At 60.6% G+C, this 15,367-nt stretch carries 16 protein-coding genes; 11 read left to right on the top strand and 5 right to left on the bottom strand.

The genetic code is table 11. From position 1 onward, the window contains the following. Positions 1–395: 395 nt before the first annotated feature. Positions 396–1,127 carry a carbonic anhydrase gene (locus KCG87_RS03500; RefSeq protein ID WP_098966495.1) on the top strand — a complete coding sequence of 244 codons (732 nt, stop codon included), beginning with the start codon at positions 396–398 and terminating at the stop codon, positions 1,125–1,127. 90 nt (positions 1,128–1,217) lie between these two features. Continuing rightward, positions 1,218–2,744, top strand: coding sequence for a SulP family inorganic anion transporter (locus KCG87_RS03495; RefSeq protein ID WP_210556168.1), 1,527 nt, complete (start codon positions 1,218–1,220; stop codon positions 2,742–2,744). Positions 2,745–2,882: 138 nt separating this feature from the next. Here the strand turns inward: KCG87_RS03495 and KCG87_RS03490 are convergent, their stop codons facing one another. Further along, complete coding sequence (locus tag KCG87_RS03490; protein ID WP_210556169.1) at positions 2,883–3,515, bottom strand: hypothetical protein; 633 nt, start codon at positions 3,513–3,515, stop codon at positions 2,883–2,885. A 370-nt stretch (positions 3,516–3,885) separates the two neighbouring features. Between KCG87_RS03490 and coxB the strand changes: the two genes are divergently transcribed. From coxB to KCG87_RS03470, 4 genes are all read left to right on the top strand, one after another. Then, positions 3,886–5,013, top strand: a complete 1,128-nt coding sequence (coxB, locus tag KCG87_RS03485) for a cytochrome c oxidase subunit II (RefSeq protein ID WP_135294668.1) — start codon at positions 3,886–3,888, stop codon at positions 5,011–5,013. Between the two features lie 82 nt (positions 5,014–5,095). Continuing rightward, positions 5,096–6,682 (top strand): cytochrome c oxidase subunit I, encoded by a 1,587-nt coding sequence (gene ctaD / locus KCG87_RS03480; RefSeq protein WP_041074772.1) that lies wholly within the window; start codon positions 5,096–5,098, stop codon positions 6,680–6,682. A 129-nt stretch (positions 6,683–6,811) separates the two neighbouring features. Beyond that, positions 6,812–7,363, top strand: a complete 552-nt coding sequence (locus tag KCG87_RS03475) for a cytochrome c oxidase assembly protein (protein WP_210556170.1) — start codon at positions 6,812–6,814, stop codon at positions 7,361–7,363. 25 nt (positions 7,364–7,388) lie between these two features. Further along, on the top strand, positions 7,389–8,276 hold the full coding sequence (locus KCG87_RS03470; RefSeq protein ID WP_210556176.1) for a cytochrome c oxidase subunit 3: 888 nt from the start codon (positions 7,389–7,391) through the stop codon (positions 8,274–8,276). 9 nt (positions 8,277–8,285) lie between these two features. Here KCG87_RS03470 and KCG87_RS03465 read toward each other — a convergent pair whose 3' ends face one another. Next, entirely contained in the window at positions 8,286–8,489 is a 204-nt protein-coding gene (locus KCG87_RS03465) for a twin transmembrane helix small protein (protein ID WP_003220344.1), read from the bottom strand. A 70-nt stretch (positions 8,490–8,559) separates the two neighbouring features. Between KCG87_RS03465 and KCG87_RS03460 the strand changes: the two genes are divergently transcribed. The 5 genes from KCG87_RS03460 to KCG87_RS03440 are packed head-to-tail and all read left to right on the top strand — an operon-like array spanning position 8,560 to position 12,468. After that, positions 8,560–9,300, top strand: a complete 741-nt coding sequence (locus KCG87_RS03460; RefSeq protein WP_210556177.1) for an SURF1 family protein — start codon at positions 8,560–8,562, stop codon at positions 9,298–9,300. After that, positions 9,266–9,859 (top strand): hypothetical protein, encoded by a 594-nt coding sequence (locus KCG87_RS03455; RefSeq protein ID WP_210556178.1) that lies wholly within the window; start codon positions 9,266–9,268, stop codon positions 9,857–9,859. The genes KCG87_RS03460 and KCG87_RS03455 overlap by 35 nt, the downstream gene beginning before the upstream one ends. 10 nt (positions 9,860–9,869) lie before the next feature. Beyond that, positions 9,870–10,949 (top strand): COX15/CtaA family protein, encoded by a 1,080-nt coding sequence (locus KCG87_RS03450; RefSeq protein ID WP_135294667.1) that lies wholly within the window; start codon positions 9,870–9,872, stop codon positions 10,947–10,949. Next, positions 10,937–11,836: a heme o synthase gene (gene cyoE, locus KCG87_RS03445; RefSeq protein WP_003220336.1), complete on the top strand. Its 900-nt coding sequence runs from the start codon at positions 10,937–10,939 to the stop codon at positions 11,834–11,836. Before KCG87_RS03450 ends, cyoE begins: the two co-directional genes overlap by 13 nt. Continuing rightward, the gene (locus tag KCG87_RS03440) at positions 11,833–12,468 is read left to right on the top strand and encodes an SCO family protein (RefSeq protein ID WP_007962772.1); all 636 of its coding nucleotides are present in this window, start codon (positions 11,833–11,835) and stop codon (positions 12,466–12,468) included. The genes cyoE and KCG87_RS03440 overlap by 4 nt, the downstream gene beginning before the upstream one ends. Before the next feature lie 173 nt (positions 12,469–12,641). On the opposite strand, the gene KCG87_RS03435 is transcribed toward KCG87_RS03440, so the two are convergent. From KCG87_RS03435 to KCG87_RS03425, 3 genes are all read right to left on the bottom strand, one after another. Continuing rightward, on the bottom strand, positions 12,642–13,412 hold the full coding sequence (locus tag KCG87_RS03435; RefSeq protein WP_210556179.1) for a MetQ/NlpA family ABC transporter substrate-binding protein: 771 nt from the start codon (positions 13,410–13,412) through the stop codon (positions 12,642–12,644). A gap of 77 nt (positions 13,413–13,489) precedes the next feature. Continuing rightward, positions 13,490–14,200 (bottom strand): methionine ABC transporter permease, encoded by a 711-nt coding sequence (locus tag KCG87_RS03430; RefSeq protein ID WP_193774905.1) that lies wholly within the window; start codon positions 14,198–14,200, stop codon positions 13,490–13,492. A gap of 5 nt (positions 14,201–14,205) precedes the next feature. Continuing rightward, the gene (locus tag KCG87_RS03425; RefSeq protein WP_098966482.1) at positions 14,206–15,213 is read right to left on the bottom strand and encodes a methionine ABC transporter ATP-binding protein; all 1,008 of its coding nucleotides are present in this window, start codon (positions 15,211–15,213) and stop codon (positions 14,206–14,208) included. Positions 15,214–15,367: the final 154 nt, after the last annotated feature.

The raw sequence follows: 15,367 nt of genomic DNA, 5'->3' as shown, positions 1-15,367 counted from the left end.
TCGACTACAAACAGAACAACTAACATGAGACTCAAGCCAACTAATACTAACTTCCTCCTCATTATCAAATGACATAGATAAAAAATTCTTCAGCTTGATCGCGCAGCCTTCTGTCCGCCGGGTCGCCACATGTCGTTGATTTAGCGACAATTGGCTTATGGTTGAGGGTTGAGGGTTGAGGGTTGGAATCCTTGCGTCGAAACACGCCAGTCACGTTTTTTGTGACCTGGAACACACGTTCTAGAGCGCTTGATTCAGTTTGAGTTAAGTTTCGGCAGCTACCTTGTTCATCGAGTGACTGACGGGTCGGGATGGCCCGGATGTTTTAAACAGCCACTGGCTTCATACCGGAATACACGGGAACGACTCCCCGAATCCGCCAAAGAGGATGAATCATGAGTGACAAGGATAAACAGCCGTTGGCTGCGTCGGCGCAAGCCGTCCCTGGGGCGGAATCCGCCGATGCAGCGCTGCGAACGATCGTTGACGGCTTTTTGCATTTTCATCATGAGGTCTTCCCGCAGCAGGAAGAACTCTTCAAGAAACTCGCCACGGCGCAATCGCCACGGGCGATGTTCATCACCTGCGCCGACTCGCGCATCGTGCCCGAGCTGATCACCCAGAGTTCGCCAGGCGATCTGTTCGTGACCCGTAACGTCGGCAACGTCGTGCCGCCTTACGGCCAGATGAACGGTGGCGTTTCCACTGCCATCGAATACGCGGTACTGGCGCTGGGCGTGCAACACATCATCATCTGCGGCCACTCCGATTGCGGTGCCATGCGCGCAGTGCTCAATCCGGACAGCCTGGAAAAAATGCCGACGGTCAAAGCCTGGTTGCGCCACGCCGAAGTGGCAAAAACCATGGTGCACGAAAACTGTAACTGCACCGACGAAAAAGAAAGCATGCCGATCCTCACCGAGGAGAACGTCATCGCCCAACTGCAGCACTTGCGTACCCATCCTTCGGTAGCCTCACGCATGGCGAACGGTCAACTGTTCATCCATGGCTGGGTCTACAACATCGAAACCAGCGAAATCAAGGCTTACGACGCGGATCAGGGACGCTTCCTGCCGCTCGACGGCAGCCATCCGATTCCGGTGGCGACGCCCAAAGCGCGCTTCTAAATCCTCCTAAAAATCTGTGTGGTTTGATGCCGGCCGCTGTTTCAGCGGTTCGGCGAAGCCATGCCTGAAGAAAACTTCGGGAGAGTCACCATGCGTGCTGCTCAATTGAAAGCGGTGTTGCCACGGGAGCTGCTGGCTTCGGTGGTTGTGTTTCTGGTCGCGCTGCCGTTGTGCATGGGCATTGCGATCGCTTCCGGGTTGCCGCCGGCCAAAGGTCTGATCACCGGGATCATCGGCGGTCTGGTGGTGGGTTGGCTGGCAGGCTCGCCATTGCAGGTCAGCGGGCCGGCGGCCGGTCTGGCGGTGTTGGTGTTCGAGCTGGTGCGCCAGCACGGGATCGAGATGCTCGGGCCGATTCTGTTGCTAGCGGGTTTCCTGCAACTGGTGGCCGGGCGCCTGAAGCTCGGGTGCTGGTTTCGGGTCACGGCGCCAGCGGTGGTCTACGGCATGCTCGCCGGGATCGGCGTGTTGATCGTGCTCTCGCAAGTGCATGTGATGCTCGATGCCAAGCCGCAACCGTCCGGGCTGGATAACCTGACGGCGTTCCCCGGAGCGGTGGCGCAGGCCTTGCCGTCGTTCGGCTGGCAGGCCGGCTTGCTCGGGTTGGCGACCATTGCGGTGATGTGGCTGTGGGAGAAGTTTCGCCCGCATTCGCTGCGCTTCATTCCCGGTGCGCTGCTCGGTGTTGGCCTGGCGACCGGCGCCAGCCTGTTGCTGGCGTTGCAGGTTAAACGGGTCGAGGTGCCGGAGAATCTGGCCGAAGCCATCGACTGGCTGAAACCGGCGGACTTGCTCAGCCTCGCTGATCCAACCCTGCTGATTGCGGCTTTTGCCGTGGCGTTCATTGCCAGCGCCGAAACCCTGTTGTCTGCAGCGGCTGTAGACCGCATGCACAGCGGTGTGCGCTCGGACTTCGACCGTGAGCTGTCGGCGCAAGGTGTCGGCAACATGCTCTGCGGTCTGCTCGGTGCGCTGCCGATGACCGGGGTGATCGTGCGCAGCTCGGCCAACGTCCAGGCCGGTGCAACCACCCGTTACTCGACGATCTTCCATGGTCTGTGGCTACTGGCGTTCGTGCTGTTGCTGTCGAGCGTGCTGCAAAGCATTCCGGTGGCGAGCCTGGCAGGCGTATTGGTGTACACCGGGTTCAAACTGGTGGACCTCAAGGCCTTTCGTGGTCTGGGCCGTTACGGGCGGATGCCGATGTTCACCTATGCCGCCACGGCGCTGGCGATCATCTTCACCGACCTGCTGACCGGTGTGTTGATCGGTTTCGGTTTGACGATGTTGAAACTGGCGTTCAAGGCTTCGCGATTGAAGATCAGCCTGATCGATCTGCCGCAGGACGGTGAGATGGAATTGCGTCTGGTGGGCGCGGCGACGTTCCTCAAGGTGCCGGCGCTGACCCAGGTGCTGGGCAGTATTCCGCAGGGCACGACAGTGCATGTGCCGCTCAATAACCTGAGCTACATCGACCATTCATGTCTGGAATTGCTGGAAGAGTGGGGCCGGGCGAATGCGGCCAAGGGGTCGAAGCTGGTGATCGAGTCGCGCGGGTTGAAGCGACGGCTTGAGGGACGGATTCGGACCAATACCGGGATCGGTGCGGCTGGTTAAATCCCCCGCTTGCAAAGAACCCCTGTGGGAGGGGGCTTGCTCCCGAAGGCGATGGATCAGTCGATATTGATATTGACTGACCCATCGCCTTCGGGAGCAAGCCCCCTCCCACAATTGGGATTTGTACCGGGCTTTGAATCAGGCGGCTGGCTGATCCAGCTCCAGGCCCACCCCCAAGCGACGGCCCATGCACGGCCAGCGCTTCCACGCGGCACCGGTATCCGGGCTGCTCAGTTTGTCGCGGTAGGCCTCTACCGATTCCAGGGCAAAACTATCGTCGTCGAGCATCTTGTCGATGGCGTGATGCACCACTTCGTCCAGTTGATTGGCAAATTCCTCACCGAGCAATTGGTGAGCAATCAGGTTGGCGACCGTCATGTCCAAGGGGATCAGTGGCTGGCCGAGGTGTTTGATGTACAGGTCGTTGACCTCTTCGACAAAGCGGTGCGCCAGATAGGCTTCATCCAGCAGGCTGTCCAGGCCGACCGGCGGCTGGAGGAAATACTGCTCGGCGATTTTCAGCACCGGTTTGATCTGCGACTCGATTCCCGCTTCCCTGGCAACTTCATTGGCTGCGTCCAGCATGTCTGGTACTTCATCGATATAGGCGGTGACAAAACTCGTCAACGCGTCTTCGCGGTTAGCGTCCGGCAACTGAATGGCCGAATGCAGATGAGGCAACTTGGCTTCCAGCTGACGCTTGAGCCGTCCGGTTTCGTTTTCGGTCTGTCGGGCTTTTTGGATCTGCTCGCGCAATGCGGCGGTGTTCATGAAAACTCCAGGGAACAAGGCAATGAAATAGGGAAGACATAACTTAGCTGGCTTACGAAAAATGCTAAGACGCATTTGTCATAATTATTTCATCCTTGATGCAGCAGCGTTATATCGGTTCGCCACCACTCGTCTGCATCCTTCTCCATTCGTACCCTTGAGCGCAAGCCCCGGCTGTTTCAGATCATTTACGCGTCGACATTGCAATTCCCGGTGGCTGTCTATACTCGCCATTGAATGGAGTTAGCTGATGACGCCCGACTGCCCACGCAGCAAGGCCCGGCGATTCAAGTTCGTAGTCTGATGCAGCCGCTCCCTTGCCGAAGGCGTTGCGCCTACGGGATAACAAGAACGATAAGGGGAACCCGCAATGATGCGACATCCACACGTCTGGATGGGCCTCCTGTTGTGGTCGATTTTCAGCCCGGCTCAAGCGGCCTGGACTGTGAATATGGCGCCTGGAGCGACTGAAATCAGTCACGCAGTATTCGACCTGCACATGACCATTTTCTGGATCTGTGTGGTGATCGGGATCATCGTCTTCGGCGCCATGTTCTGGTCGATGATCGTGCATCGTCGCTCGACCGGGCAGGTCGCCGCAAAATTCCACGAAAGTACCACCGTCGAGATTCTCTGGACTGTCGTGCCGCTGCTGATCCTGGTGGCGATGGCGGTTCCGGCGACCGCTACCCTGATCCGCATGTACGACACCAGTGAGCCGGATATCGATATCCAGATCACCGGCTATCAGTGGAAGTGGCACTACAAATACCTCGGTCAGGATGTCGAGTTCTTCAGCAACCTGGCCACCCCCGCCGAACAGATCCACAACAAGGAAGCCAAGGGCGAGCACTACCTGCTCGAAGTCGACAAGCCGCTGGTGCTGCCGGTCGGCGCCAAGGTGCGCTTCCTCGTGACTTCCGCCGACGTGATCCACTCGTGGTGGGTGCCGGCCTTTGCGGTCAAGCGCGATGCGATCCCCGGGTTCGTCAACGAAGCCTGGACCCGCATCGACAAGCCCGGCATCTACCGCGGGCAGTGCGCCGAATTGTGCGGCAAGGATCACGGCTTCATGCCGATCGTGGTCGACGTCAAAGAGAAGCCCGATTACGACAAGTGGCTTGCCGACCGCAAAGCCGAAGCCGCGCAGCTCAAGGAGCTGACCAGCAAGGAATGGACGCTGGACGAGCTTAAAGAGCGCGGCGACAAGATCTATCACACCACCTGCGTGGCCTGTCACCAGGCCGAAGGCCAGGGCCTGCCGCCGATGTTCCCGGCGCTCAAGGGCTCGCCGATTGCCACCGGGCCCAAAGCCGACCACCTGCACCGCGTGTACTTCGGCAAACCCGGCACCGCCATGGCAGCGTTCGGCAAGCAGTTGTCGGAAGTCGATATTGCAGCGGTCGTGACCTACGAACGTAACGCCTGGGGCAACAACAAGGGCGACATGGTCACGCCAAAAGAAGTGCTGGAGCTCAAACAGGCGGAAAGCAAATGAGCCGGTCTATCGCGTACTTCGTGAATCGGTCGGGGCAATGCGCCCCGGCCCGCCCCGTCCACTCACGTAAAGGAGACCGGCCATGAGCGCTGTAATCGATGACCACGGTCATGCCGACCACGCCCACGGCCCCGCCAAAGGCCTGATGCGCTGGGTGCTGACCACCAACCACAAGGACATCGGCACTCTGTATCTGTGGTTCGCGTTCTGCATGTTCCTGCTCGGCGGCACGTTCGCCATGGTGATTCGCGCCGAGCTGTTCCAGCCCGGGCTGCAGATCGTCGAACCGGCGTTCTTCAACCAGATGACCACCATGCACGGCCTGGTGATGGTCTTCGGCGCGGTGATGCCGGCGTTCGTCGGCCTCGCCAACTGGATGATCCCGTTGATGATCGGCGCGCCGGACATGGCCCTGCCACGGATGAACAACTTCAGCTTCTGGCTGCTGCCGGCGGCGTTCCTGCTGCTGGTCTCGACCCTGTTCACCGCCGGTGGCGGGCCGAACTTCGGCTGGACGTTCTACGCCCCGCTGTCCACCACCTACGCGCCGGAAAGCGTCACCTACTTCATTTTCGCTATCCACTTGATGGGGATCAGTTCGATCATGGGCGCGATCAACGTGATCGCCACCATCCTCAACCTGCGCGCCCCCGGCATGACCCTGATGAAAATGCCGCTGTTCGTCTGGACCTGGCTGATCACCGCGTTCCTGCTGATCGCGGTGATGCCGGTGCTGGCCGGGTGCGTGACGATGATGCTGATGGACATCCACTTCGGCACCAGTTTCTTCAGTGCCGCCGGTGGCGGTGACCCGGTGCTGTTCCAGCACGTATTCTGGTTCTTCGGCCACCCCGAGGTGTACATCATGATCCTGCCGGCCTTCGGCGCCGTCAGCCAGATCATCCCGACCTTCTCGCGCAAGCCGCTGTTCGGCTACACCTCGATGGTCTACGCCACGGCGAGCATCGCGTTCCTGTCGTTCATCGTCTGGGCGCACCACATGTTCGTGGTCGGCATCCCACTGGTGGGCGAGTTGTTCTTCATGTATGCGACCATGCTCATCGCCGTGCCGACCGGGGTGAAGGTGTTCAACTGGGCCAGCACCATGTGGCAAGGCTCGCTGACTTTCGAGACGCCGATGCTGTTCGCCGTAGCGTTTGTGATCCTGTTTTCCATCGGCGGTTTTTCCGGGCTGATGCTGGCCATAGCCCCGGCGGACTTCCAGTACCAGGACACCTACTTCGTGGTCGCGCATTTCCACTACGTACTGGTGCCGGGGGCGATCTTCGGGATCTTCGCTTCGGCCTATTACTGGCTGCCGAAGTGGACCGGGCACATGTACGACGAAACCCTCGGCAAGCTGCACTTCTGGCTGTCGTTCGTCGGCATGAACCTGACCTTCTTCCCGATGCACTTCGTGGGATTGGCGGGGATGCCGCGACGGATTCCGGACTACAACCTGCAGTTCGCCGACTTCAACATGGTCTCCTCGATCGGCGCGTTCATGTTCGGCGCCACGCAGATCTTCTTTCTGTTCATCGTGATCAAGACCATTCGCGGTGGCGCGCCGGCCCCGGCCAAACCGTGGGATGGCGCCGAAGGCCTGGAGTGGAGCGTGCCGTCGCCGGCGCCGTATCACACCTTTACTACGCCGCCGGAAGTGAAATGAAACGCCTTGCCTTTGTGGGAGGGGGCTTGCTCCCGAATGCGTCAGATCATTCCACTCATGGGTTGAATGATGAATTGCATTCGCGAGCAAGCCCGCTCCCACAGGGGATCTCAGTGGAGGCTGACAATAATGGCTGACTCGATCTCGCTGAAAAAACTGGTCACCCGCCTGCTCGGCGTGGTGGTGGCGATGTTTGTCTTCGGCTTTGCTCTGGTGCCGATCTACGACGTGATGTGCAAGGCCTTCGGCATCAATGGCAAAACCGCAGGGCAGTACGAGGGTGAGCAGGTGGTGGATAACTCGCGGCAAGTGCGCGTGCAGTTTCTGTCGATGAACAACGCCGACATGCCGTGGGAGTTCTACCCCAAGGGTGAGGAACTGGTGACCCATCCTGGCGGCGTAAACGAGATGATCTTCGTCGCCCGCAACCCCACCGACAAACCGATGAGCGCCCAGGCCGTGCCGAGTATCGCACCCAGCGAAGCGGCGGCGTATTTCCACAAGACCGAATGCTTTTGCTTTACCCAGCAGGTGCTGCAGCCGGGTCAGCAGATCGAGATGCCGGTGCGTTTCATCGTTGACCGCGACATGCCCAAGGACGTGAAGCACCTGACGCTGTCCTACACGCTGTTCGATATCACCGCCCGACATCCTCCGGTGGCTGCAAACACTGGCGGTTAAGCGTGCCCGATAAGGAGAACAATAAATGGCAACTCATGAGCACTATTACGTTCCGGCCCAGAGTAAATGGCCGATCATCGCCACCTTCGGCATGGTCATCACCGTGTACGGCCTGGCGACCTGGTTCAACGATCTGAAGGCAGCGCGCCCGGAATCCCACGGCCCGTACATCTTTTTCGTCGGCGGGCTGTTGCTGGCGTACATGCTGTTCGGCTGGTTCGGGGCAGTGATCAAGGAAAGTCGTGCCGGGCTGTACAGCCCGCAGCTCGATCGCTCGTTCCGCTGGGGCATGAGCTGGTTCATCTTCTCCGAGGTGATGTTCTTCGCCGCCTTCTTCGGTGCGCTGTTTTACGTGCGGCACATTTCCGGGCCGGCGCTGGGCGGCGAAGGCCCGAAAGGCATCGCGCACATGCTCTGGCCGAACTTCCAGTTCACCTGGCCGCTGCTGCACACGCCGGATCCGAAACTGTTCCCGCCACCCAAGGAAGTCATCAGCCCGTGGGGCCTGCCGCTGATCAACACGATCCTGCTGGTCAGCTCCAGCGTGACCATCACCATCGCCCACCACGCCTTGAAAAAAGGCCATCGCGGTGCGCTGAAAATCTGGCTGGCGATCACCGTGCTGCTGGGCTGCGGCTTCCTCGCGTTGCAGGCCGAGGAGTACATGCACGCCTATCACGAACTGGGCCTGACCCTGGGTTCGGGCATCTATGGTGCGACGTTCTTCATGCTCACCGGTTTCCACGGTGCCCACGTGACCATCGGCACGATCATTCTGTTCGTGATGCTGATGCGCATCATGAAGGGGCATTTCGATGCCGAGCATCAGTTCGGTTTCGAAGCGGCGAGCTGGTACTGGCACTTCGTCGATGTGGTGTGGATCGGCCTCTTTATCTTCGTTTACGTACTCTGAGGATCTGCATTACCAAGGCGCGTGCGACACCAGTTGGCCGCTGTAGAAGCCCCAGGCGATCAAGCCGACGGTGGCAGCGGCCAGTGCCACCCGAACACTCAAGGCGATCACCAGGCGATTGGAACTGCTGTCGTCCTTGACCAGGAAAAACAGGCCGCTGAACAGGCTGATCACCGTGGCAATCAGCAGCAGGACGATGGCTGCTTTGAGCATGGGAAGACTCCGGGGGACAGGCGATGCAGTTGAGTATAGCGATCGCGACGACTGACTTTGTGGCGCGGCCATGAAGCGCTTCCGGCCGGGCGTGATACCGACCGTGGTGGTGGCGTTGCTGTTGCCGCTGCTGGTATCGCTGGGTTTCTGGCAACTGGGCCGGGGGGCGGAGAAAACCGCCCTGCTCGCCACTTACGCCGAGCGCCGCGCCGCCGAGCCGATGGCCAGCAGCGAATTGCTGCACAGCGCCGACCCGGCCTTTCGCCGTGTGCATCTGTACGGCCAGTTCGATGGCGCCCACAGCCTGCTGCTCGACAACCGCCAGCGCAACGGCAAGGTCGGTATCGAGCTGCTGCAACCGTTTCAGGATCGGGCCACCGGCCAGTGGCTGCTGGTCAATCGCGGCTGGCTGCCATGGCCGGATCGCCGGGTGACGCCGCAATTCGCTACCCCCACCGACGCGGTCAATCTGGATGCCTGGGTCTACGTAGCCCCCGGCGCGACCTTTCAGTTGCACGCCGACCCGGCCAGCAGCACCTGGCCGCAAACGATCACCGCCGTCGAGCCGACCAGGTTGTGGAAAACCCTCGAACGCGACGGCTTCGCCTACGAACTTCGTGCCGAACCCGGCCCTGCCAGCTACGAGGCCGACTGGCCGGTCGTGGCCATGGGTCCGGAAAAACACCTCGGTTACGCCGTGCAGTGGTTCGCCATGGCCACCGCCCTGCTCGGTCTCTACATCTATTTGGGCTTGCACAACGCAAAGGAGAAAACCCATGGGAACGGCCATGAATCCACCCAGCATGTCTGAGGCAAAAACCCCGGCTACCCGCCGCCGCGGGCGGATCCAGCTGTTGCTGATTGTGCTCGGCGTGGTCGGCCCGATGATCCTCGCCACCGGCATGTACAAATTGCAGTTCTGGGTGCCGGAAGGTCGCAGCTATCACGGCGAACTGCTCGGCAACGGCCAGACCCGCGCCGACCTCGGCGTGCAGGCCGATGAACAGCGCTGGCAGATGCTGGTGACCGCGCCGAAGGATTGCGCGGTGGACTGTCAGCAACTGGTGTACCTCGCCCGGCAGATCCAGATCGGCCTCGGCCGCGATGCCGGGCGCGCCAGCCACGCCCTCGCCGCTGCCCAACCGCTGAGCGCCGACTACGAAGCCAAGCTGAGCCGCGAATACCCGCAGCTGCAACGCTACCCGCTGGACAGCGCAGCGTTGAGCAAGGCCACCGGCGACAAGGCCACGCCGCACCTGTGGATCATCGACCCCCACGGCAACCTGGTGCTGCGCTACGACCCGAGTGTGAAGGGCAAGGATCTGCTCAACGACCTGCGCCACCTGCTGAAACTGTCGAACATCGGATAAGGGCATCGTCATGGCCAAACCTGGATTTCGCCTCGCGCTGTTTGCCACCCTGCTGGCACTGATCGTCGTGCTGCTCGGCGCCTACACCCGCCTGACCCATGCCGGCCTCGGCTGTCCGGACTGGCCTGGCTGCTACGGGTTTATCAGCGTGCCGAAAAGCGAAGCCCAACTGGCCCATGCCGAACTGCATTACCCCGACTCGCCGGTGGTGGCGCACAAGGGCTGGAACGAGATGATCCACCGCTACTTCGCCGGCACTCTCGGCCTGCTGATTGCGATTCTCGCCGGGCGTGCCTGGGTCAATCGTGGTCATCCGGGCCAGCCGCTGAAACTGCCGCTGTTTCTGCTGGCGGTGGTGTTCGCCCAAGCGGCGTTCGGCATGTGGACGGTGACGCTCAAGCTCTGGCCGCAGGTGGTCACCGGGCATTTGCTCGGCGGTTTTGCGACGTTGAGTCTGTTGTTTTTGCTGACCTTAAGATTGTCCGGCGTGCTGCCGGCACTGACCGTGCCCAAGCGTTTGCAGTATTGGGCGACGGCGGGGCTGTTGCTGGTGATCGGCCAGATCGCACTGGGTGGTTGGGTCAGTTCCAACTACGCGGCGGTGGCCTGCATCGACTTCCCGACCTGTCACGGTCAATGGCTGCCACCGGCGGACTTTGCCAACGGCTTTCACCTGACCCAGCACATCGGCCCCAATTATCTCGGCGGCCAACTCGACAGCGATGCACGCACAGCGATTCACCTGACCCACCGCATCGGTGCGCTGCTGGTGACGATCGTCCTGCTCGGTCTGGCCTGGCAACTCAGGGCTGTCGGCATGACGCGTTTGGCCGGGCTAGTCGTCATTGCCCTCGGCGCACAGATCACCCTCGGCATCAGCAACGTGCTGTTCCATCTGCCGCTGCCGGTGGCCGTGGCCCACAACGCCGGTGGCGCCGCGCTACTGCTGAGCATGGTGCTGGTCAATTATCACGCGCGCACCAGTCTGGTCCGGGTCAAACAGCCGATGTTGGCGCGCTGGCGTCTGAGCCCGCGTAAACATTCGGCGGCGCCCATCACGATAAAAGGAGAAACGCCATGGCGCTTCTGATCGGCGAACGCCCCGCGCAAGCACTGTGGCGTGACTATCTGGAGCTGACCAAGCCGAAAGTGGTGGTGCTGATGCTGATCACCTCGCTGGTCGGCATGTTCCTCGCGACCCGCGCCGGGGTGCCGTGGACGGTGCTGGTGTTCGGCAATCTGGGGATTGCGTTGTGTGCCGGCGGCGCGGCGGCGGTCAATCATGTGGTGGATCGGCGTATCGACGCGGTGATGGCGCGCACCCACAAACGGCCATTGGCCGAGGGCCGGGTTTCGCCGGCAGCGGCGCTGACCTTTGCGCTGGTGCTGGCGCTGCTCGGGCAGGCGATGCTGCTGACATTCACCAATGCGCTGACCGCATGGCTGACCCTCGCTTCGTTACTCGGCTACGCGGTGATCTACACCGGCTTCCTCAAACGCGCGACGCCACAGAACATCGTCATCGGCGGTCTTGCCGGCGCCGCCCCTCCGCTGCTCGGCTGGACCGCCGCCACCGGCCATGTCAGCGCCGAACCGTTGCTGCTGGTGCTGATCATCTTCGCCTGGACCCCGCCGCACTTCTGGGCGCTGGCGATCCATCGCAAGGAGGAATACGCCAAGGCCGACATCCCGATGCTGCCGGTAACCCACGGCGAGCACTACACCAAAGTGCATATTCTGCTGTACACCTTCGCCCTGCTCGCGGTGAGTCTGCTGCCGTATGTGATCCACATGAGCGGCGTGCTCTACCTCATCTGCGCCCTCGCGCTGGGCGCAAGGTTTCTGCAATGGGCCGTGGTGCTGTACCGTGGCACTCGGCCGCACGCGGCGATCAACACCTTCAAGTACTCTATTTATTACTTGTTCCTGTTGTTCATCGCCCTGCTCGTAGACCACTACTTACTGTTGAACCTATGACTCGAACCCAGAAAACCGTCTTCATCCTCGTCGCCGTGATCGCGCTGATCCTGGGACTGACCGTCAACAAAGTCCTGAGTGGCAAGGGCCAGGGCGACCCCACCGCGCTGATCGACGCGGGCATCATCCTGCTGCCGCAGAGCCGCACCCTGCCGGGCGTGACCATGACCAATCAGGACGGCCAACCGGTCGCCATCGACGAGTTGAAAGGCAAGTGGAGCCTGCTGTTCTTCGGCTACACCTTCTGCCCGGACATCTGCCCGACCACCCTCGCCCAACTGCGCCAGATCAAGAGCGAGTTGCCCAAGGATGCTGTGGATAAGTTGCAGATCGTGCTGGTCAGCGTCGACCCGAACCGCGATAACCCGCAGCAGTTGAAGCAGTACCTGGGCTACTTCGATCCACAGTTCGTGGGCCTGACTCCGAAGTCGATCGAAGAACTGCAGAAGGTCGCGAATGCGGTGAGTATTCCGTTCATTCCGGCCGATACCAGCAAACCGAATTACACCGTCGACCATAGCGGCAATCTGGCGGTGATCGGGCCGGATGGGACGCAGCGCGGGTTTATTCGTGCGCCGTTGAACAACGCCAAACTGGTTGCGCAGCTGCCAGTAATGCTCAACCGCAAGTAGCAACACCACTGAACCATTGTGGGAGCGGGCTTGCTCGCGAATGCAGTGGGTCAGATAAAGAAATGTTGGCTGACACACCGCATTCGCGAGCAAGCCCGCTCCCACAAGGACGGTGTTTCAGGCAAAAAAAAGGGGGCGCTCATGGCGCCCCCTTTTTTTTGCAGCAATCTAAATCAGAACGCCGGCAATACCGAGCCTTTGTACTTCTCGGTAATGAATTGCTTCACTTCCGGGCTGTGCAGCGCAGCCGCCAGTTTCTGCATCGCGGCGCTGTCCTTGTTGTCCGCACGGGACACCAGGATGTTGACGTACGGCGAGTCGTTGCCTTCGATCACCAGCGCATCCTTGGACGGGTCGAGTTTGGCTTCCAGCGCGTAGTTGGTGTTGATCAGCGCCAGATCGACCTGGGTCAGCACGCGCGGGATGGTCGCGGCTTCCAGCTCACGGATTTTCAGGTCTTTCGGGTTCTGCGCGATGTCTTTCGGGGTCGACAGAATGTTGGTCGGATCCTTCAGGGTGATCAGGCCGGCCTTGGCCAGCAGCAACAGTGCACGGCCGCCGTTGGTGGCGTCGTTCGGGATCACCACGTTGGCGCCGCTTGGCAGATCCTTCAGATCCTTGATCTTGTTCGAGTAGGCGCCCAGCGGCTCCAGATGCACGCCGGTCACCGCCACCAGGCTGGTGCCCTTGGCCTTGTTGAACTCATCGAGGTATGGCTGGTGCTGGAAGAAGTTGGCGTCCAGGCGCTTTTCAGCCACCTGCACGTTCGGCTGAATGTAGTCGGTGAAGACCTTGACCTTCAGCTCCACGCCTTCTTTGGCCAGGGCCGGCTTCACGAATTCGAGGATTTCCGCGTGCGGCACCGGGGTGGCGGCGACAGTCAGGGTTTCGGCGTGGGCCGAAAAAGCGGCTACGGCAGCGAAAGCAGCGATCAGTTTTTTCATTCAGCTAACTCCTTATGAAGCGCCCGTCTGGCGCCTGCCAGCGAATGGCCGGCTCATCTCTTGATTACAAAAACCGGTTATTTGCGCGAGAAATGCACGACCAGACGGTCGCCGACCATTTGCAGCACTTGTACCAGTATCAGCAGCAACACCACGGTGACGATCATCACGTCAGTCTGGAAACGCTGGTAACCGAAACGGATCGCCAGGTCACCCAGACCACCGGCACCGACCACACCGGCCATTGCCGTGTAGGACACCAGAGTAATCGCGGTCACCGTAATCGCTGCGAAGATGCCCGGACGGGCCTCCGGCAGCAAGGCGTTCATGATGATCTGCCGGGTGGTCGCGCCCATCGACTGGGTGGCTTCGATGATGCCGCGATCGACTTCACGCAGCGCGGTTTCCACCAGACGCGCGAAGAACGGCGTCGCACCCACCACCAACGGCGGAATCGCACCGGCCACGCCCAGCGAAGTGCCGGTGATCAGCACGGTGAACGGAATCATCACGATCAGCAGAATGATGAACGGCAACGAACGCAGGATGTTTACCGCCAACGACATGATCGCGTAGACCACCCGGTTTTCCAGCAGTTGGCGCGGGCTGCAGAGAAACAGCAGCACGCCCAGCGGCAAGCCGAGCAGAACGGTGAACAACAGCGAACCACCGAGCATCAGCATGGTGTCGTTGGTGGCCAAGCCGATTTCCAGCCAGTCGATGTTCTGGAAGAACAGCTTGATGGCTTCTACTGCGGCGTCGTAGTTCTTGATTGCAGCGTCGTACATTTCCATTAACGCAGCACCTCCATGTGAACGTCAGCGGCGGTGAAACGAGCGAAAGCCGCTTCCATGTCGCCACCGGTGACGGCGAGGGTCAATTGCCCGTAAGGAATGTCTTTGATGCGGTCGATGCGACCGGCGAGGATGCTGTAGTCGACCCCGGTTTCCCGGGCAACGGTACCGAGCAACGGCGCGTAAGTCGCTTCGCCTTGGAAGGTCAGACGGACGATGCGACCCGGCACGTGAGCGAAGTCATCACGCTGCTCGTTTTCGTCAATCTGCTCGCTTTCCTGGACGAAACGCTTGGTGGTCGGGTGCTGCGGATGCAGGAACACATCGGCCACCGAACCTTGCTCGACGATCACCCCGGCGTCCATCACCGCCACCTGATCGCAGACGCGACGGATCACGTCCATCTCGTGGGTGATCAGGACGATGGTCAGCTTCAGTTCACGATTGATCTCGGCCAGCAGTTGCAGAACCGAAGCAGTGGTCTGCGGGTCGAGGGCGCTGGTGGCCTCGTCGCACAGCAGAATTTTCGGCTTGGTCGCCAGGGCGCGGGCGATGCCGACGCGCTGTTTCTGGCCGCCGGACAATTGTGCCGGGTACTTTTTGGCGTGATCAGACAGACCGACCCGCGCCAGCAACTCGGCGACGCGTTGATTGATTTCACTGCTCGACAGTTCGCCGGCCAGGGTCAGCGGCAGCGCAACGTTGTCGGCCACGGTCTTGGAGGCGAGCAGGTTGAAGTGCTGGAAGATCATCCCGACCTGCTGGCGGAAACGGCGCAGGCCGTTGGCGTCCAGCGCGGTGACTTCTTCGCCGTCGACGATGATCTTGCCGCCGCTGGAATCTTCCAGGCGATTGATCAGACGCAGCAGGGTACTTTTGCCCGCACCGGAATGGCCAATCAGGCCGAAGACCTGACCGTTTTCAATCGAAAGACTGGTCGGGTGCAGGGCGGGGATGTCCTTACCGGCGACGCGGTAAGTTTTGTGGACGTTTTGAAACTCGATCACGTAGCGAACCTTGTGGGGCGCGTTAGAAAAGGATCAGCGGTTAGCCGGGCGCGCATTTTAGCCTGTCCGTATAGAGGTTCTTAGCATTTATTTCGCAATTAACCTTCGATTTGGCAATAACAAGATCAAAGGTCATAAAAAAGGAACGCCCGTT

The organism is Pseudomonas sp. MWU347 (assembly GCF_017947305.1).
GTDB lineage: Bacteria > Pseudomonadota > Gammaproteobacteria > Pseudomonadales > Pseudomonadaceae > Aquipseudomonas > Aquipseudomonas putida_A.
This window is presented reverse-complemented; position numbering and strand designations above follow the sequence as displayed.